We start from the raw sequence: 17401 nt of genomic DNA, 5'->3' as shown, positions 1-17401 counted from the left end.
CATTGGCGGCGTCTTAGCGTTCGGGGCCTATATAGAGCTTTTCTCTCTTGAAATCGAACAGGATGCTGCGCCTGGAGAACATATCGGCGCCGATGAGGCAAAACGGTTTTCGCTCATAGCCGAGATCGGCGAAGATGGGCGCGTCATATACGGCGAAGATCCTGTTGTGCCAGGTCGCGCCGCCGATTTTCAAACGCTGAATTCGAACGGGCTGCGCGCGGTCGCTCACATCGAAAACATCTTTGACGCGCGAGCCGGTCGTAAAACCCGGCCCCGAGGCGGGGCTGCGCCTGACGCCCGTCATCATGTTGCGCAAGGCCTCCATGTTGAAGATCGTGCCGGAGGCGCCGAGATCGAGAATGCAAGGAATGCGCGCCGCGTTGACCTTGACTTCAACGGTGTAAAGTTTCGAAGGCGAGCCTTGGGCCTTGAACAACTTCATCCTCGTTCTGACCCAGCGGCGGCGCTTTTCGAGCCGGACGGACGGATCGTAAAACCGGATGACCTTGTCTTTGGTGTCCACATGCACCGTGTAGCGCGTCAGAAGGTCAAGCCCCATGACCCCTTGCGGCGGCGTGTTCGGCGGCGCCCAGTCCGGCAGGACCACGCCTAAATGGTCGGTCATCGCGACGCCGTTGAAATCTATGTCGCCGAGCATATAGGCCGGCAGCTCCTGCGCGCCCGTGAGTCCGAGAATCTGAATGCTCTTTCCGGCGACGGGCGGCATCTCCTGCTGCGCGGCGAGATTGGCGAAGACGGAGGTGATGGTGGCGCCGGAATCGACGATGAAGTCGTGCGGGCCGGTTCCGTTGACGCTCGCTTCTACGGTGAACCAGCCCTGATAGGCGATGCGGTAGGGAATTTCCGCCACAGGCTCGACGCCGCGCGGCGGCAAAGCCGCCATCGCGATCGACAAGCATGAAAGAAGACCCCATGCGCCGGCCGCGCCGGCCAGCCGAAAAAGCAACGATTTCATCCGCCCTCCCTAGACAGGAAAATCGCGCGCCCATGCGCATCATATGGCGATGAGAGGCCAAGTCACTAGGGCCTCAAGCATTGCGGGGTGGCCGATCCTGCGTATTCTCGACTTTGTGATGGAGGGTTGCATGATTCACATTGTCCGGCGTCTGCCGCCGCCTGCCCGGAAAGCGCTTTTCGCTGTTTCCGTCCTGGGCCTTGCCGCGGGCGTCCTGCTTTTGCTGCGCTAGCGAAGGGGGCCGGTCAAAAAGGAGCGGCCCGGGGGCCGACGGCGCGGGGAAAAATCCCCGATTTTCGGCGTTTCGCCCTTGAAAGATGGGGCTCTTCGGCTATAACCCGCGCCTTCTCACCGGTCGCCGGGCCTTTTGGCATGCCTTGGCGGTCTTGTTGCGCGTCCGAAAGGACCCTTTAAGGAAAAGCAAAATGCCCAAACTGAAGACCAAATCAGGCGCGAAAAAGCGCTTCAAAATGACCGCCACCGGCAAGGTCAAAGCCGGCGTCTCCGGCAAACGTCACGGCATGATCAAGCGCACGCCCAAGCAAATCCGCCAGAACCGCGGCATGGACGTGCTGTCCGATCCCGACGCGAAAATCGTCAAGAAATACATGCCCTATAACCGCTAAGGAGACCGCCCCATGTCACGTGTGAAAAGAGGCGTCACCGCTCACGCCCGCCATAAGAAAATCATCGGCAAAGCCAAAGGCTATTACGGCCGCCGCAAAAACACCTTCCGCGTCGCCAATCAGGCGGTGGAGAAGGCCGGCCAGTACGCCTATCGCGACCGCCGGGCGCGCAAGCGCAATTTCCGCTCGCTCTGGATCCAGCGCATCAACGCCGCCTGCCGCGAGCTTGATTTCACCTATGCCCGCTTCATTGACGGCCTCACCAAGGCCGGCGTCGAGGTCGACCGCAAGGTGCTGGCCGACATTGCGGTAAAAGAGCCGGAGGCCTTTAAGGCGTTGGCGGAAAAAGCGAAAGCGGCCCTCGCCTAATAACTGTTACGGGTGTTTAACGATCCTGAAAGGCGCTTGAAAATCAAGCGCCTTTCTATTTGAGCGCGCTGAGAACCTGCATCGACTCCACCGTCGCCGGGACGGTTAAAAAGATCGCCTCACCGATGCTCACGGCCTATGCTGACAACGAGGCCATGCCGGAGCAGCTGGCCTCGGTCCAAAAAAAGCCCTTGGGGGCTTAACGCCTTCTCTCACCGGACAGGCGATATGGGGAGCGGGCCCTCGACAAGAGGGCCCGCTCTTTATATTCAAGGGGCAGGATTTTTTCATTGGAGCCGCACGCCCCGTGACCTTTTTCGAGTTCTTTTTTAGGAGCGTTGATTGAACGGGTGACCGAAGCGGTATCTGCCGGTAAGCGTCATCCGAAGGGTGGCGCTTTTTTTACGTCTTAAAAGCATGGAGACCGGACGCGATGTCCGACATTGAACAGCTCGAATCAGACCTTCTCGCCAGGATAGGCGCCGCCGATACGGGCGCGGCGCTGGAAGAGGTGCGCGTCTCCGCGCTCGGCAAGAAGGGCGCGGTTTCCGAGAAGATGAAAACGCTCGGCAAGATGAGCCCGGAAGAGCGCAAGGAAATGGGTCCGGCGCTGAACGGCCTTAAAACCCGTATCGCCGAGGCCATTGAGACGAAGAAGGCCGAGCTTGAAGCGGCTGCGCTCGATGCGCGCCTCGCCTCTGAAAAAGTCGACGTTACCCTGCCGGTGCGTCCCGAGCCCAAAGGCAAGATTCATCCCGTCAGCCAGGTGACGGAAGAAATCATCGCGATCTTTTCCGCCATGGGCTTCGACGTCGCCGAAGGCCCGGACATCGAAGACGATTTCCATAACTTCACCGCGCTGAACTTTCCGCCGGACCACCCGGCGCGCGAGATGCACGACACGTTTTTCTTCGAACCGAAGGAAGACGGGCAGCGCATGCTGCTAAGAACGCACACTTCGCCGGTGCAGATCCGCACCATGATGACCCAGAAGCCGCCGATCCGGATCATCATTCCGGGCCGCACCTTCCGCTGCGACAGCGATCAGACCCACACCCCGATGTTCCATCAGGTCGAAGGGCTTGTGATCGACAAGGAGACCCATATGGGGCACCTCAAAGGCGTGCTCGAGGCCTTCGTCAAAACCTTCTTCGAGCTCGACGACGTAAAGACGCGCTTCCGCCCGCATTTCTTTCCGTTCACGGAGCCGTCCGCGGAAATGGATGTGCAATATGAGCGGGTCGGCAACGAGGTGCGCTTCGGCCAGGGCGAGAAATGGATGGAGATTCTCGGCTGCGGCATGGTGCACCCGAATGTCCTCAAAAATTGCGGTCTCGATCCCGACGAATATCAGGGCTTTGCTTTCGGCGTGGGCGTCGACCGCCTCGCCATGCTGAAATACGGCATTCCCGATCTCAGGGATTTCTTCACCGCCGACGCGCGCTGGCTCGAGCATTACGGTTTCGACGCCGCCGACCAGCCGAGCCTGTGGGCGGGATTGAGCAAGTAGTGACAAAATGACCGAGCAATCACCCCGCGCGGACATTGATAAGAAGCCCAAACGCCCAATCTTGGCGTTCCTTGTGATCATGGCCTTTAGCTGGGGCGCGGCGGAAGTGTCGACTCGGTTTTTCGGTACGAGAGGCTCATTCGTAGCCTTAACCGTTATTCTCTTTATTTGGGTGTTGTTTTTTGTGGCCTATTATTTCTGGACTCAACGGCGAAACAGGAGCGATCAAAACCAATGACCTACTACATCGCGAAAACCGTTTCCGGCGATTTTGACGACGTGATCGAACGCGTCACAGAGGCGCTGAAGGCCGAAGGCTTCGGCGTTCTCACCGACATCGACGTCAAGGCGACATTAAAGAAAAAGATCGATGTCGATTTCCGCCCCTACCGCATTCTCGGCGCCTGTAATCCGAAAATGGCGTATAAGGCGCTCTCCGCCGAAGACAAGATCGGCGTCATGCTGCCCTGCAACGTCATCGTTCAGCAAACGGATGAAGGCGTCGAAGTCGCGGCGGTCGACCCGGTCGCCTCGATGAAGGCGGTCGACAATCCCGGCCTCGCCGACATCGCAGGGCCGGTGAAAGACGCGCTTGCGAGGGTGATCGAGGCGCTTTGATGGCGAAGTCTGAAAAACGCCTTTCCCTCAGCTTCGAAACGATCGGCTCCATCGCCGCCATCGTCATCGGCGCCTGCGCGCTTTTCGTCGCCTGGGATCAGGCGCAGATCATGCGCAAACAACAGCATGCCAGCGTCCTGCCGGTGCTCAATGTGTCCGGCGGGCTTTCGTCGGAAGGCGATCGGCATGTCTTGACCGTTTCCGTTCGCAATGACGGCATCGGCCCGGCGGTGATTGAAAGCGCCGACCTTTTTGTCGGCGGCGCGCCGGTCAAGGACTGGCCGGATCTGCGCGACCGGTTCATGCCTGAAGCGTTGCGCAAGGACTTTCAGTCGAATCTCGATACGGCGGTCGGCATACTTGCTGCGGGGCACGAGGCGCAGGCCATTGTCTTTTCCTGGCCGAGCAATGAGGAGACGGACGCCGGGTTTGAGATGTTGAGACAGCGTGTCTTTTCCGGCGATCCGGACGACGCCTTTTTCGGCGTTTGTTATTGCTCGGTCTTTGACCGTTGCTGGAAAAATACGCCGGATAACAGAGCCGTTCCCGAACCTGTAAAATCATGCGAGCGCGCCGGCAGCGATGTCGTCGCGCGTTTGCTGCAAACCATCTCGGAAGATGAAGCGTCATGAAGTTCACCTTATCCTGGTTAAAAGACCATCTTGCAACGGACGCCAGTCTCGACGACATCGTCGAGATCATGGTCGCCGTCGGCCTCGAGGTCGAAGACGTCGAAAACCCGGAGGAACGTCTTTCCGCCTTTACCATCGGCGAAGTCATAGAGGCCGAGCAGCATCCAGACGCCGATAAGCTCAAGGTCTGCCGCGTCGCCACGAAGGACGGCGAGATGCAGATCGTCTGCGGCGCGCCCAACGCGCGCGCGGGGATCAAGGTCGCTTATGCGCCGGTGGGCGCTTATGTGCCCGGCATCGACGTGACGCTGTCGAAAGCGAAAATCCGCGGCGTCGAGAGCCACGGCATGATGTGCTCGGTCCGCGAGCTTGAAATGGGCGACGATCATGACGGCATTATCGAGGCGCCGGCATCGGCGCAAGTCGGCGATCCGGTGGCGTCGGTGATGGGCGTCAACGATCCGGTCATCGATTTCGAAGTGACCCCCAACCGGCCCGACACCAATGGCGTCAACGGCGTGGCGCGCGACCTTGCGGCGGCGAAGATCGGCGATTTCATCTCGCCCGACCCGAAGCCCATCAAGGGCGATTATCCCTCGCCGCAAAAGGTTGAGCTCGATTTCCCCGAAGGCTCGGAAAACGCCTGTCCGGTTTTCGCCGGGCGTTATGTGCGCGGCGTCAAGAACGGGCCGTCGCCGAAATGGCTGCAGGACCGCCTGCGCGCCATCGGTCTTCGTCCCATCAGCGCGCTGGTCGATATCACCAATTACATGTCTTACGACCGCGCCCGCCCGCTCCACGTTTTCGACGCCGACAAGCTGCAGGGCGTTATCCGCGCGCGGCTCGGGAAAAAAGGAGAGAAACTGCTTGCGCTCGACGGCAAGGAATATGAAATCGACGAGACCATGACGGTCATCGCCGATGATTCCGGCGTGCTCGGTCTCGGCGGCGTCATGGGCGGCGAGGATACGGGCTGCACGGAAGAGACGACGAATGTCTTCATCGAATGCGCCTATTTCGATCCCCTTCGCACGGCGAAAACCGGCCGCAAGACGGGCATTAATTCCGATGCGCGCTACCGCTTCGAGCGCGGCGTCGATCCCGATTTCATCCTGCCGGGCATGGAAATGGCGACACAGCTTGTCATGGATATGTGCGGCGGCGAGCCGTCCGAAGTCGAGCTCGCTGGGGCTGTTCCGCAAACGGATAATACGGTTCTCTTTCCGCCGGCGGAGGTGAAACGCCTGACCGGCATGGATGTCGCGCCCGAAAAAGCCGAGGAAATCCTCGAAGCGCTCGGCTTCACGGTGAGAAAGAGCGACCCTTGGCAGGTGGACGTTCCGTCCTGGCGCCCGGACATTGAAGGAAAGGCCGACCTCGTCGAAGAGGTCGCGCGCATTGTCGGCTTTGATCATCTGCCGACGGAAACCCTCCCGGCTTTGAAGCCTGTCGAGACGCCGAAGCTGACGCCGGGCCAGGACCGGCGGCGGATGGCGCGCCGCGTGTTGGCCGCCCGCGGCATGCTCGAGGCTGTGACCTGGTCCTTCCTTGACGAAAAACACGCCGAACTCTTCATGAGCGCAGAGGAGATCAAGGCCAAGGGGCTTGTTCTCGCCAATCCGATTGCATCGGACCTCGGCGTCATGCGGTCCTCTCTATTGCCGAACCTCATTTCCGCGCTTCAGCGCAATGCCGACCGCGGCCGCGACGATCTCGCGCTTTTTGAGGTTGCGCCGATTTACGCCGGCGATCAGCCTGCGGATCACCAGAACGCCGCCGGCGGCGCGCGTCTTTCTCACCCTACCCGCCACTGGCAAGGCGCGCGCGCGACGGCGGATGTTTTCACCGTAAAGGCCGACGCCATCGCTGCGCTCGAAGCCGCCGGCGCGCCGGTCGCGAGCCTGCAGACCAGCGCCGACGCGCCTGACTATTTTCACCCCGGCCGCTCTGGCGTTTTGCGCCTCGGGCCGAAAGCGCTCGCCCATTTCGGCGAGATTCATCCGCGCGTCTTGAAAGCCATGGATGTGGACGGGCCGGTCCATGGCTTCGAGGTCTTCCTTGACCAGATCCCGGCCTCGAAGAAAAAGCCGACCAAGACACGAGCCGCGCTCGACGCCTCGGAGTTTCTGCCGCTGACCCGCGATTTCGCCTTTGTGGTGGAGGAAGGCGTTACGGCAGAAACGCTTCTGAAAGCCGTGCGGGGCGCGGAGAAAAAGCTTATCGCGGACGTCTCCCTCTTCGACGTCTACCAGGGCAAGGGCGTGCCCGAGGGCATGAAGTCCCTCGCGGTCGAAGTCACCCTGCAGCCGCGGGAGAAAACCTTAACGGACGAGGAGATCGAGGCGGTGTCGGCGCGCATCGTCGCCCAGGTTGAAAAGGCTACCGGCGGGACGTTGCGCGGCTAATGGGGCGCGTCTTGCGCCTTTCCCGCCGCGGGGGCGATTTCGGACGTCTGACCGGCTTGCGGATCGCGCCCGGCCAAGCTAAGACCCTCGCCTCCGAAAGACGGAGTGGGCCGCTTTAGCTCAGTTGGTAGAGCACATCATTCGTAATGATGGGGTCGTCAGTTCAAGTCTGACAAGCGGCACCATATCCTTCCCTGAAAACTGAAATTGCGCTTTTGCTCCCCTGGAAAATTTGGGGCTGGCGCGCGGCTGGGCTATGACTGTGCGGCCCGCGCCATGGAGACGCCCGCCATCTTAAGAGAAACCCTCAAATCCACCCGCCCGCTTGTCTTCTGGCCGCCGGTCATCCTCCTTTTATCGGCGCTTGCTTTCAGCCTCGTGGATTTCGATGGGTTCTATGCGGGCGTGACCGCCGCCAAGGACTGGATCCTGAAATATTTCGGCTGGCTTTTCAGCTACGCCTCCTTCGCGGCGGTGGCGCTCATCGCCTGGGTCGGGTTCTCGCCGCTTGGATCGGTGCGGATCGGCGGGCCCGATGCAAAGCCTATCCTCAGCCGCTGGAACTGGTTTTCCATTACGCTCTGCACGACCATCGCCATCGGCATTTTGTTCTGGGGCGCGGCGGAGCCGATGTTTCACATCAAGGCGCCGCCGCCTTTCGCGCACGCCGATCCCTATACGAACGAAGCGGCGCAGTTCGCGCTTTCCTCCATGTTCATGCACTGGACGGTGACGCCTTATGCGCTTTACACCGTGCCGGCGCTCGCCTTTGCGCTCGCCCATTACAATCTCGGCCGGCCTTATTCCCTAAGCGGGCCCTTGTCGGTCATTATCGGCAAGGCGGCGACAGGGCGCATCGGCGCGCTCATCGATGCGGTCGGGCTTTACGCGCTGGTGGCGGGCGTCGCCGCGTCCCTCGGCGCAGGAGTAATGACGCTCGCCGGCGGACTTGAAGCGGCGGCGGGCGTTTACGACACGACAATGCTGCGCCTTTTCGTGACAGCCGCCATTGTCGTCATGTTTGTCGTCTCCTCGATCAGCGGATTGCAGCGCGGCATCAAATATCTCTCGGACTTCAATACGCGCTTCTTTTTCGTGCTGGTCGTGTTCGTTCTTCTCGCCGGTCCGACCTTGCAGATCCTGGCGCTCGGCGCGGAAAGCGTCGGGCAATATGTGATGAATTTTATTCCGCGCAGCCTGGCGCTGGGCGAGCGCGCCGGGTCCGACTGGACCCGCGACTGGACCGTATTTTACTTCGCCAACTGGCTCGCCTGGGCGCCCGTCACGGCGCTGTTCCTGGGCCGCATCTCGGTCGGCTATACGGTGCGGGAGTTCATCCTCTTCAATCTTGTCGCGCCGGCCTTGTTCGGCGGGCTTTGGATGACGGTGTTCGGCGGGGCGGCGATCAATCTCGATGCGGCGTCGAGCCACGCCTTTGTCGCCGCGCTTGACGCCCGCGGGCCGGAAGCGGTGATCTATGCGCTCTTTGACGCGTTGCCGTTCAGCCAGATCGTCATCCTGCTTTTCATCGTGCTCACTTTCGTCTCGTTTGTGACGGCGATGGATTCGAACACAGTTTCGATCACCAATGTGTGTCTTAAAAAGATCGGCCCCGGCGAAGCGCGCCCGCGCGCCGAGCGCTGGGTGAAAATCTTCTGGGGCGTGCTGATCGGCGCCGTCGCCTTCATCATGACGGCGACGACGGGGATCGACGGGGTGCGGATGTTGTCCAATCTCGGCGGCCTGCCGGGGCTGTTCATCCTGATCGCGATGGGCGCGGTGATTATATCCCTGCGCCTCGCCTGGCTCGATGAGATCCGCGCGGCGGCGCAGCCGGCGTCAGCGGAAGAATCCGCAAGGGAAAATGTCGGCGAGTAGCGCGGCCTTTTTTTGCGCGATGTCGCAGGCCTCTTCTTCACCGGTTCGCCGCAGCCATAGATGATCGCCGGCGCGCATCTGTCCGGCAAGCGGCAGATCGGCGGCGATCAGTTGCGCGATGCGCGGATAGCCGCCCACAGTCTGCGCGTCGCAGGAGAGCAGGAACGGCGCGCCGTCGGGCGGGCATTGCACTGTGCCGGGAAAGACCGGGCTCGACGCCATCGTTGTGGTTTGGCTAGGCGTCTCAATCAGCGAGAGGGACGGTCCTTCAAGCTGCAGGCCCATACGGCCGGCCCGGCGGCTTACGGTCCAGCGCGCGGAAAAAAACTGTTTGAGGCTGTCGGGCGAAAGCTCATGGGTCTCCGGTCCCTTTGTCGCGCGCAGGAAGAATTCAGAGGTGAAGCGCGGCCGCAGGGCGGCTGGAATCTCGCGCGCCGCGCTGGTTTTCCCGCCGCCGCTCCGCAGCCGGTCGCCGGGTTTGAGCGCGCGGCCTTCGAGGCCGCCCAGCGCCGCCGGCGCATAGGTGGAAACGCTGCCGAGGAAATCTTCGCCCGCTAATCCGCCCGCAACGGCTATGTAACAGCGCGCGCCGGTTTTCGCCGCGCCGAGCACAAGCTCATCGCCTTCCTTTACGCTTGCGGCTTCATAAAGCGGGATCGCCGCGCCATTGAGCGCCGCATCCATGTTCGCGCCGGCAAGCGCAATCGTCGTCGGAGCCAGAAAGCGCAAGGACGGGCCCTGCAGCGTGCATTCCAGCGCCGCGGCGCCGGGCGCATTGCCAAGCGCGGCGTTGGCGAGGGCGAGGGAAAATGGATCGGCGCCGCCCGCCAAGGGAACGCCGAGATGGCGGCTTCCTTTGCGGCCTAAATCCTGAACCGTCGTCAAAAGCCCGGCTTTGGTGATTTCGGCGAGGACGTTCATGCGGCTTCGTCTTGCATGCGTGCAAAAGCGTCTTCGCTCACTGGCGTGAAAGAGACTTCCGCGCCCGGCGTGAAAATGAAAGGCGCATCGGCTTTTGCATTGAAGAGTTTTTTCGGCGTGCGCCCGATCAGGGGCCAGCCGCCCGGTGAGGCGAGGGGATAAACGCCGGTCATGGCGCCGGCGACGCCCACCGATCCAGCCGGCACATGCGTTCGCGGGCTTGCGAGACGCGAGGTTTGCAGGCTTTCGGGCAAAGGGCCGAGATAAGCAAAGCCCGGCGCGAAACCAATGGTCAGCACACGATATTTCTGTGCTGCGTGTCGTTCGATGAGGCCCGCTTCGCTGAGCGACAGCTTTTGCGCCAGTGCGGCGAGGTCGGGACCGTATTCGCCGCCGTAACAGACCGGAATTTCAATTTTGGTTTCAGGCGTCGCTGCTGTTAAAGGCGTTTCTTTTACGGCGTCTTCGAGCATTGCGCGGGCGGTTTGCGGTGCAAGCCCTGACGGGTCAAAGCGCAAAACCACGCTGTCGACGCCGGCGACGCAATCCGTCACGCCGTAAGACGGACGCAGGCGGTCGGCGATCAGGTTGGCGGCGAGCGCTGTCGCAATCATGTCGCGGCCATGAAGACGCGCCAGCCACGTCGCTTCGCCGAAGGCGTTGATTTCAAAAGAAAGCGCGCTCATGCGAAAGACCGTATGGAAAAGCCCGCGCGTTCAAGCGCGCTGCGCACCGCCTTTGCGGTCTCTGCGGCGCCCGGCGAATCGCTGTGAATGCACAGCGTATGCGCGGCGATGATAAGCGACCCGTCCGAGGCGGACAGTTCGCCGCCTTGGGCGATGGCGAGCGCCTGTTCCGCGCGCGCCGCCATATCGGCCAGCACGGCGCCTGGTTCGCTCCGAGGCGTCAGCGCGCCGGAGGCGCGATAAAGACGGTCCACAAAACCTTCCGCGGCAAAGCGAAGCTCTTTTTCTTTTGCTGCCGCTTCGAGCGCGGAGCCCGGCGGGCCCACAAGAATGGCGCCGCCCTCCAGAATGTCATGCGCTGCCTCGGCGACAAGACGCGCCAGGGAAAGCTCCCTGGCGGCGTCGTTATAAAGCGCGCCATGGGGTTTTACATGGGCGAGCGGCGCATCTTCTTCATCCAGAATTATTTTAAGTGCGGCGATCTGGCCTTTCAAAGCCGAGAGAAGGTGGTCGTCGTCAAAGAGGAGGCTGCGTCGCCCGAAACCTTCCCGGTCGGGATAGGAAGGATGAGCGCCGATGCCGACGTCATGGACTTTGGCGCGCTTTGCCGTTGCGCGCATGGTGTCCTCGTCGCCGGCGTGCCCGCCGCAGGCGATAGAGCAGGAAGAGACGAGCGGCATAATCGCAGCTTCGTTTTCTTCTTCCGCTTCATTCGCATATTCGCCCATATCGGCGTTAAGATCGATGATGCGCATTACATCACTCCGAGCGCGCGCAAGATTCCGCGAAGGCCCAGCATGGCGGCGATCAGCGTCACCAGAATGCCGGCGGCGTTCGCGAGAAGCCCGTTGGCGTTCGCGCCAAGAAGCTTCTTGTTGTTTGCTGCATAAAGTAGGAATGTGGCGATAATCGGCAAGAGCAATCCGTTGGCGATTTGCGCAAAGAGAATGACTTCGACGGGCTTGGCGCCGGTGACGGCGACGATTGCGCCGGCAAGAAGGACGACGCCGGCGACAAGGCGGAATTTCGCTGCTTTCGGATCGCTTTCAAACCCGAAAAGCTCCGCCGCGGCGAAACCGGTGGCCAGCGGCGCCGTGATCGCCGAGGAAAGGCCAGCCGCGAACAGGCCGAGGGCGATGAGCCAGGTCGCGGCGGCGCCGAAGGCGGGCTCGAGCTGGCGGGCCATGTCCCCGACGTTGGCGATCACGGTTCCGGTCCCGAATAGACTCGCCGCCGCCGTGGACAGAACGAGGATCGAAACCACGCCGCCGACGCCGATGGAAAGCCGCGCGTCGAATCGCGCCTCGCTCAAGCCTTCCGGGCCTTGCCATCTTTTACGCGCGGCCGCGGCGTGGAGAAAGAGATTGTAAGGCACGATGGTCGTGCCGATGAGACCGAGCACCAGCGGGAACGCGCCGAAAGGAATATAGGGAATGAACGCGCCTTTGATGAGGGCGCCCCAGTCGGGACCGATGATGAAAAGCGCCGTCGCAAAGGCCAATGTCATGAGGAGGACGGCGAAGATCAGCACTTTTTCGATCATGCGATAGCCGCCGAAAAGAAGAATGGCGCCGGCGGCGAGCGCGATGACAGCGGCGAGAACGCCGCGCGAGGCGAAGCCGGGCGCGGCCGCCTGCAGCCCGAGAACGGCGCCGGCGATATTGCCGCCCTCATAGGCGGCGTTGCCGATGAAGAGAGCGGCGATAATGAGCGCGCCTGAAATCCATTTCAGAATCGGCGTTTCGGAGAAGCGCTGCATAATCGCTTCGCCGAGGCCGAGCCGCGCGACGACGCCGAGTCGCGCGGCCGTTTCCTGTAAAATGACGGCGGCGATGGTGGCGAAAACCAGCGCCCAGGCGAGCGCATAGCCATAAGCCGCGCCGGCGACGGTCGCGGTCGTCACCGTCCCCGGGCCGATGAAGGCCGCGGCGGTGAGCGCGCCGGGACCGATTGCACGAAAGCGTTTCAACATGGGCGAGAGACTAGCCTCAAGCTTCGCGAAAAGCGAACGCCGCGCGGCGGTTCTTAAATGCGAAAACCGCTCCGAACCCTGTCCGGAGCGGTCTCACGCAATGTGCGCTGATACGCGAGCGCGAGCGATCGACCCCCTGGGCCGGTCGATTATTCGGCGTCGTCGGTTTTCAGCTCGACGCCGGTTTCGTCTTCGGTCATCGAAGCATTGGTCACCGGCGCGACTTCAATCAGCGCGACGGGCGCGCTGTTGGATTTTTCTTCTTTTTCTTCCGGCGCTTTTTCTTCCTGAAGCTCGGGCTTCGTCGACGGCGAAAGCGGCGCGGCGGGCGCGTCGTCGAAATCCGGCGTCTCGACATCGCTCGCCGCATATTGATCCCAATAAGCGGGCTGGTTCATCAGCTGGCGATAGACGTCGATATTGTTGTCGGCGACAAGCGGCGGCAGATCGGAGCGCGCCAGGCGCTCGGCTTCGCGCATCTCGCCGGAAAGAGCGAGCACCAGCGCAAGGTTCTGGCGGATGCGCGCATTGGCGCCGGCGTTCGTCGTGGCCTGGCGCAGGGTGGCGCGCGCCATGGAAAGATTGCCGTCCAGCGCGAAGGAAAGGCCCTTATTGTTGAGCAGCATGACTTCGCCCGGCGCCATGGCGAGCGCGCGGTCATATTTGGCGCGGGCCGCGTCATGTTCGCCGATTTGATCGAGAGCGACGCCATAGGCGGAAAGGGCGCGCCAGTCCGTCGGCGCCTTGGCGACGGCGGTTTCAAGATAGCGCACCGCTTCAAAGGCGCGGCCGCTTTCAACCAGCACCTTGCCGTATTCAAGGCTGACGGCACCGTTGTCCTGATGAAGGTTTGCGGCTTTCTGCATCACGCTGACGGCCTCTTCATTGGAGCCGATCTTGCGCAGGGATTTCGAAAAGTTCACCGCGACATTGGGATCCGACTGATCGGTGTTGTAGCGCGTGCCCCAAAAAGCCGCTGCGGCGATGGGATCCATGCCTTCGGCGACTGTAGGATCGGAATAAACGCCGATTGCATCTTCATAGTCGCCGTGGCTCGCGCCTTTTGACGCCGTTTGCGGAGAAGACGCGCAGGCAGGCAGCAAAAGCGCCGCGCCGGTGACAAGAAGTTGTTTCGTTGCAAGCTTGGATGCGTTAAGCATGGGTTTGCGCCTCAAGGAATTCCATGTGGATTTTCGCCCGCCATGGTGGCGCAAGGAATTCAATAAAGGCTTAACCGTATGATTAATGTCCAATCTAACCGGATTCGAAATTGGTAAGTTAACGGAATATTCATGAGCGGGAACCTGTTAAGCGACTATGAAAAAAACGCTGCGGATGCGGCGAAAAAGATCCATGCCGTGCGCGACGGCGCGCTTGATGAAAGCGACGCCCCGGCCTCGTTGAAAGAGCTGGCGCGCGCCAACGGCTTCACCGGCGAGGCGGGCGGCGTTTTCACCGATGGCGCCGCCGCGGTCATCGGTCTCGGCGACGAAAGCGATCCGTTTATTTTTGCGGCTGCGGCGGAAAAACTGCCCAAAGGCGATTATGTTCTGGCGGACCCGCTTGAGCCCGATGCGGCGACATTGGCGGCTCTCGCCTGGCTCATGGGCGGCTATCGCTTCGACCGCTATAAGGAGCAAAAGTCCGCCGAGGCGCGCCTGATTGCGCCGGAGAATGCAGACGCAGAGGCGGCGCGGCGCGCGGGCGAAGCCGTCTTTCTCGCACGCGATCTCGTCAACACGCCGGCCGGCGACATGGGTCCGGCCGCGCTGGAGCAGGCGGCGCGCAATCTCGCTGAAGCCCATGGCGCGCAGATCGACGTTATTGTCGGTGACGATCTCCTCGCTGAAAATTTTCCCATGGTCCATGCGGTGGGGAGGGCGGCGAAGGCCGCGCCCCGCCTTATCGACATGACCTGGGGCGACGCGCATGCGCCCAAGCTGACCCTTGTGGGCAAGGGCGTGACCTTCGATTCGGGCGGGCTCAACATTAAGGGCGCCGGCGGCATGGCGATCATGAAAAAGGACATGGGCGGCGCGGCGCATGTTCTGGCGCTGGCGGGCATGATCATGAGCGCCGGGCTCAAAGTTCGGTTGCGCGCGATCGTTCCGGCGGTGGAGAATGCGATTTCCGGCGATTCCTTCCGCCCTGGCGACATTCTCAAAAGCCGCAAAGGCCTCACCGTCGAAATCGGCAACACCGATGCGGAGGGGCGGCTCATTCTCGCCGATGCGCTGACGCTCGGCGGCGAGGAGGAGCCGGAACTGATGATCTCGTTGGCGACGCTCACCGGCGCCGCCCGGGTCGCGCTGGGGCCCGAACTTGCGCCCTTTTATTGCGACGATGAGGCGCTGGCCGAAAATCTTCAGGCCGCCGCCGCCCGCGCCGCCGATCCGGTCTGGCGGATGCCGCTCTGGCGCGGTTACGAATCAATGCTGTCCTCGCAGATCGCCGATGTGAATCACATTTCAGGCGGGTCTTTTGCGGGGTCTGTGACGGCGGCCCTGTTTTTGAAGAAATTCGCCGGCGAAGCCGCAAGCTGGATGCATTTCGACATTTACGCCTGGCGGCCCAAAGCCGCGCCCGGGCGCCCCGCCGGCGGGGAGGCGCAGACGATTCGCGCCCTCTTCGGCGTGCTTAAGGACCGCTATCCCGCCCAATAGGGCCTTGCCCTTTCCGGCCGAACGGTTGCAAGCATAAAGCTTGGTTTCCACAGGAAGGGCGTAAGGCCGGGCGATGGCGGCGACGGATCATTTGACAAGCTGGCGGGAAGTCATGTGCGACGCCGTGCGCGCGGACAGTCCGGATTTATCCATGCGCCAATGGGCGATCCTGCTGACGGTCTATTTAAAGCCCGGCCCCCATACGGTGCGCGCGCTGGCCCGCGATCTCAACGTGCCAAAGCCGGCGATTTCCCGCGCCCTCGACGCGCTTTCCATTCTCGGCTTCATCAAGCGCGTGCGCGACATGAACGACAAGCGCATCGTGATCGTTCAGAAAACCGCTGACGGCGCCATTTATCTCGACAGTTTCGCGCGGCTGGTGGAAGCGCAGACGGAAGAGCCTGCGCTCGGCGCCATGTACGGCTAATTCTCCATCTCAAAAATTTTGACCCCGGCGAGATGCGCCGCGCCGCCGTTAAACTCAATGGGCGCCGAGATTTTGCCGCCGCCCGCAATGGCGGCGAGCGTCAGGGCCGCGCCGGCGCTGTCCGCTTCTTCCTCGCTCATCAACCCAAGCTGCGACAGGGCTTTCACGAAAGATTCGGGCGCGACGATCTCCGTCTTGAGCGCGCCTTTCGGATGGCGCGCCGCGTCGAGCGATAATGTTCCGGCGACGGATAGTTTCGCCTCGTCAAGCTGGGCATTGAAGCCGTTGATGATGAATTCGCCGCCGGCCTGACGCCAGCGGTCCGCATCGCCGAGCGCTTGCGTTTGTGTTGCGGCCATGACGGTTTGCACGCCGTTCAAACGAAATGCGCCATCGGGCGCGGCGGCTTTGATGTTCGCCGCGGCGAGGCTTAAGACCAGCATGGCCGGATCCTCGGCGGAGGGCGCTAGGTCGAAGACAAGCTGTTCAACGGCGGCGTTGGCATTATCTTCATCGCGCACCGCATGGGCGTCGCCGACATTCATGGCGAAGACCCAACCGCGCGCTTTGTCATTGGCGATGGAAAAACGGAAATCGTCGGCGTTGACGCGCCAGGCGCCATAGTCCGCCGTCTCCACATGCTGTTCGCTGCGTACGGAAAAGATCAGCCGGTTGAGATCGTACGGCAGCGCGTCGAGCGTCAGCCGTTCGGTGCGCCAGCGCCAGACGCCTGGCGCGGCGATCTCCGGCGTCGCCACATGGACGCGCAGGAAAAACGGAAAGCCTTCGGCCTTGAGCGCGCCATGGCTGACCTCGAACCCGGCGTTGCGCTGATCCTCGACCCAGTCGGCGACGCCTTTCTTCATTTCCGCCGCGCCGGCGCGCCAGAGCAGCCAGTAGCCGGCGACGATGACGGCCGCGACGGCGAAGGGAATGTAGAGCCAGCGGCGTTTCAGTCGGATGGGGGCGTCAGCCATTTGCGTTTCCTTGAGGCGCCGTCAGATTGGCCTCAACGAGGTCGGGCCGGGCGCTTTCGATGCGGCTCTGGAGCTCGCGCAGAAATGTCTTGCGGTCAAGGCCGGGCGGGATGGCGGGCAGGAACCGCAAGGTGATGACGCCGGGAATTTTCTCACCCCCGGGATGGCGCCAGAAGCGTCCGCTGTCATGGGCGGCGGGAACGCAAGGCGCCTCGGCGGTCGTATAGATGCCGGCGACGCCCGGCTGATAGCGCTGGCGCGCGCCGGGCGCGGAACGCGTGCCTTCCGGAAAAATCACGACCTGACAGCCGGCGTCCGTATGGGCTTTGGCGGCGCGGGCCATGGCGCGCAGCGCTTTCGCCCCGCCCTTGCGGTCGATGGTGACATTGCCCGCCGCGCGCGCCCACCAGCCATAGACGGGGATGCGCGTCAGCTCCTTTTTCAGGATCATCACCGGCTTCGGCGCAAGGGCGTAAAGCGCGATCGTCTCCCACATGGATTGGTGGTTCGCCGCGATCAGCGCCCCCTCTTGCGGAATGTTTTCCGCGCCTTCGATGCGGCAGGAGACGCCGGCGATCCATTTCAGGCCGAAAAGCGCAAGACGCGACCAAGTCTTCACTGTAGCGCGCGCTGCGTTCTCGCCGAACAGCATGACCGGCATGCAGCCTATGCCCATCAACACGACAATGACAGGAAGATAGACTGCAAAGGCTGCGGACCGGATCTGTCTGAGCATGCTGA

The 17401-nt window shown here is 62.1% G+C and carries 17 protein-coding genes and 1 tRNA gene; 10 read left to right on the top strand and 8 right to left on the bottom strand.

What is annotated here, in order from left to right:
* Positions 1-13 precede the first annotated feature (13 nt).
* Entirely contained in the window at positions 14-976 is a 963-nt protein-coding gene (locus CW354_RS06440) for an aspartyl protease family protein (protein WP_104829216.1), read from the bottom strand.
* 425 nt (positions 977-1401) lie between these two features.
* Here CW354_RS06440 and rpmI point away from each other — a divergent pair, with 425 nt between their 5' ends.
* From rpmI to CW354_RS06390, 8 genes are all read left to right on the top strand, one after another.
* Positions 1402-1602, top strand: coding sequence for a 50S ribosomal protein L35 (gene rpmI / locus CW354_RS06430; RefSeq protein ID WP_104830018.1), 201 nt, complete (start codon positions 1402-1404; stop codon positions 1600-1602).
* 12 nt (positions 1603-1614) lie between these two features.
* Positions 1615-1971, top strand: a complete 357-nt coding sequence (gene rplT, locus CW354_RS06425; protein WP_104829214.1) for a 50S ribosomal protein L20 — start codon at positions 1615-1617, stop codon at positions 1969-1971.
* A 433-nt stretch (positions 1972-2404) separates the two neighbouring features.
* Entirely contained in the window at positions 2405-3481 is a 1077-nt protein-coding gene (gene pheS, locus CW354_RS06420) for a phenylalanine--tRNA ligase subunit alpha (protein ID WP_104829213.1), read from the top strand.
* A 234-nt stretch (positions 3482-3715) separates the two neighbouring features.
* Positions 3716-4099: a DUF302 domain-containing protein gene (locus CW354_RS06410; protein ID WP_104829211.1), complete on the top strand. Its 384-nt coding sequence runs from the start codon at positions 3716-3718 to the stop codon at positions 4097-4099.
* Positions 4099-4731, top strand: a complete 633-nt coding sequence (locus tag CW354_RS06405; RefSeq protein WP_104829210.1) for a hypothetical protein — start codon at positions 4099-4101, stop codon at positions 4729-4731. The genes CW354_RS06410 and CW354_RS06405 overlap by 1 nt, the downstream gene beginning before the upstream one ends.
* A complete protein-coding gene (pheT, locus tag CW354_RS06400) occupies positions 4728-7136 on the top strand; it encodes a phenylalanine--tRNA ligase subunit beta (RefSeq protein ID WP_104829209.1) in 2409 nt (802 codons plus the stop codon). Before CW354_RS06405 ends, pheT begins: the two co-directional genes overlap by 4 nt.
* Positions 7137-7245: 109 nt before the next feature.
* Positions 7246-7321, top strand: a tRNA-Thr gene (locus CW354_RS06395).
* Between the two features lie 91 nt (positions 7322-7412).
* Positions 7413-9014 (top strand): BCCT family transporter, encoded by a 1602-nt coding sequence (locus tag CW354_RS06390; protein ID WP_133162203.1) that lies wholly within the window; start codon positions 7413-7415, stop codon positions 9012-9014.
* On the opposite strand, the gene CW354_RS06385 is transcribed toward CW354_RS06390, so the two are convergent.
* From CW354_RS06385 to CW354_RS06365, 5 genes are all read right to left on the bottom strand, one after another.
* Positions 8976-9935 (bottom strand): 5-oxoprolinase subunit C family protein, encoded by a 960-nt coding sequence (locus tag CW354_RS06385; RefSeq protein WP_104829207.1) that lies wholly within the window; start codon positions 9933-9935, stop codon positions 8976-8978. The genes CW354_RS06390 and CW354_RS06385 overlap by 39 nt on opposite strands.
* Positions 9932-10621, bottom strand: a complete 690-nt coding sequence (gene pxpB / locus CW354_RS06380) for a 5-oxoprolinase subunit PxpB (protein ID WP_104829206.1) — start codon at positions 10619-10621, stop codon at positions 9932-9934. Before pxpB ends, CW354_RS06385 begins: the two co-directional genes overlap by 4 nt.
* Positions 10618-11376, bottom strand: coding sequence for a 5-oxoprolinase subunit PxpA (locus CW354_RS06375; RefSeq protein WP_104829205.1), 759 nt, complete (start codon positions 11374-11376; stop codon positions 10618-10620). Before CW354_RS06375 ends, pxpB begins: the two co-directional genes overlap by 4 nt.
* Entirely contained in the window at positions 11376-12593 is a 1218-nt protein-coding gene (locus CW354_RS06370) for an Nramp family divalent metal transporter (protein ID WP_104829204.1), read from the bottom strand. The genes CW354_RS06375 and CW354_RS06370 overlap by 1 nt, the downstream gene beginning before the upstream one ends.
* 149 nt (positions 12594-12742) lie before the next feature.
* Positions 12743-13753, bottom strand: coding sequence for a tetratricopeptide repeat protein (locus CW354_RS06365; RefSeq protein WP_104829203.1), 1011 nt, complete (start codon positions 13751-13753; stop codon positions 12743-12745).
* 132 nt (positions 13754-13885) lie between these two features.
* Between CW354_RS06365 and CW354_RS06360 the strand changes: the two genes are divergently transcribed.
* Together CW354_RS06360 and CW354_RS06355 are read left to right on the top strand one after the other, a co-directional pair.
* On the top strand, positions 13886-15256 hold the full coding sequence (locus CW354_RS06360; RefSeq protein ID WP_104829202.1) for a leucyl aminopeptidase family protein: 1371 nt from the start codon (positions 13886-13888) through the stop codon (positions 15254-15256).
* 73 nt (positions 15257-15329) lie between these two features.
* The gene (locus CW354_RS06355) at positions 15330-15683 is read left to right on the top strand and encodes a MarR family transcriptional regulator (protein WP_104829201.1); all 354 of its coding nucleotides are present in this window, start codon (positions 15330-15332) and stop codon (positions 15681-15683) included.
* Here CW354_RS06355 and CW354_RS06350 read toward each other — a convergent pair.
* Together CW354_RS06350 and CW354_RS06345 are read right to left on the bottom strand one after the other, a co-directional pair.
* Positions 15680-16660, bottom strand: coding sequence for a DUF2125 domain-containing protein (locus tag CW354_RS06350; protein WP_104829200.1), 981 nt, complete (start codon positions 16658-16660; stop codon positions 15680-15682). The genes CW354_RS06355 and CW354_RS06350 overlap by 4 nt on opposite strands.
* Positions 16653-17396 carry a lysophospholipid acyltransferase family protein gene (locus CW354_RS06345; RefSeq protein ID WP_104829199.1) on the bottom strand — a complete coding sequence of 248 codons (744 nt, stop codon included), beginning with the start codon at positions 17394-17396 and terminating at the stop codon, positions 16653-16655. The genes CW354_RS06350 and CW354_RS06345 overlap by 8 nt, the downstream gene beginning before the upstream one ends.
* Between the last annotated feature and the right edge of the window lie 5 nt (positions 17397-17401).

Source organism: Hyphococcus luteus (assembly GCF_002943565.1).
GTDB classification, from domain to species: domain Bacteria; phylum Pseudomonadota; class Alphaproteobacteria; order Caulobacterales; family Parvularculaceae; genus Hyphococcus; species Hyphococcus luteus.
This window is presented reverse-complemented; position numbering and strand designations above follow the sequence as displayed.

Excerpts from the sequence above, each read along its gene's own strand:
- CW354_RS06440 (WP_104829216.1), bottom strand. The coding sequence starts at position 976 with ATGAAATCGTTGCTTTTTCGGCTGGCCGGCGCGGCCGGCGCATGGGGT.
- rpmI (WP_104830018.1), top strand. The coding sequence starts at position 1,402 with ATGCCCAAACTGAAGACCAAATCAGGCGCGAAAAAGCGCTTCAAAATG.
- rplT (WP_104829214.1), top strand. The coding sequence starts at position 1,615 with ATGTCACGTGTGAAAAGAGGCGTCACCGCTCACGCCCGCCATAAGAAA.
- pheS (WP_104829213.1), top strand. The coding sequence starts at position 2,405 with ATGTCCGACATTGAACAGCTCGAATCAGACCTTCTCGCCAGGATAGGC.
- CW354_RS06410 (WP_104829211.1), top strand. The coding sequence starts at position 3,716 with ATGACCTACTACATCGCGAAAACCGTTTCCGGCGATTTTGACGACGTG.
- CW354_RS06405 (WP_104829210.1), top strand. The coding sequence starts at position 4,099 with ATGGCGAAGTCTGAAAAACGCCTTTCCCTCAGCTTCGAAACGATCGGC.
- pheT (WP_104829209.1), top strand. The coding sequence starts at position 4,728 with ATGAAGTTCACCTTATCCTGGTTAAAAGACCATCTTGCAACGGACGCC.
- CW354_RS06390 (WP_133162203.1), top strand. The coding sequence starts at position 7,413 with ATGGAGACGCCCGCCATCTTAAGAGAAACCCTCAAATCCACCCGCCCG.
- CW354_RS06385 (WP_104829207.1), bottom strand. The coding sequence starts at position 9,935 with ATGAACGTCCTCGCCGAAATCACCAAAGCCGGGCTTTTGACGACGGTT.
- pxpB (WP_104829206.1), bottom strand. The coding sequence starts at position 10,621 with ATGAGCGCGCTTTCTTTTGAAATCAACGCCTTCGGCGAAGCGACGTGG.
- CW354_RS06375 (WP_104829205.1), bottom strand. The coding sequence starts at position 11,376 with ATGCGCATCATCGATCTTAACGCCGATATGGGCGAATATGCGAATGAA.
- CW354_RS06370 (WP_104829204.1), bottom strand. The coding sequence starts at position 12,593 with ATGTTGAAACGCTTTCGTGCAATCGGTCCCGGCGCGCTCACCGCCGCG.
- CW354_RS06365 (WP_104829203.1), bottom strand. The coding sequence starts at position 13,753 with ATGCTTAACGCATCCAAGCTTGCAACGAAACAACTTCTTGTCACCGGC.
- CW354_RS06360 (WP_104829202.1), top strand. The coding sequence starts at position 13,886 with ATGAGCGGGAACCTGTTAAGCGACTATGAAAAAAACGCTGCGGATGCG.
- CW354_RS06355 (WP_104829201.1), top strand. The coding sequence starts at position 15,330 with ATGGCGGCGACGGATCATTTGACAAGCTGGCGGGAAGTCATGTGCGAC.
- CW354_RS06350 (WP_104829200.1), bottom strand. The coding sequence starts at position 16,660 with ATGGCTGACGCCCCCATCCGACTGAAACGCCGCTGGCTCTACATTCCC.
- CW354_RS06345 (WP_104829199.1), bottom strand. The coding sequence starts at position 17,396 with ATGCTCAGACAGATCCGGTCCGCAGCCTTTGCAGTCTATCTTCCTGTC.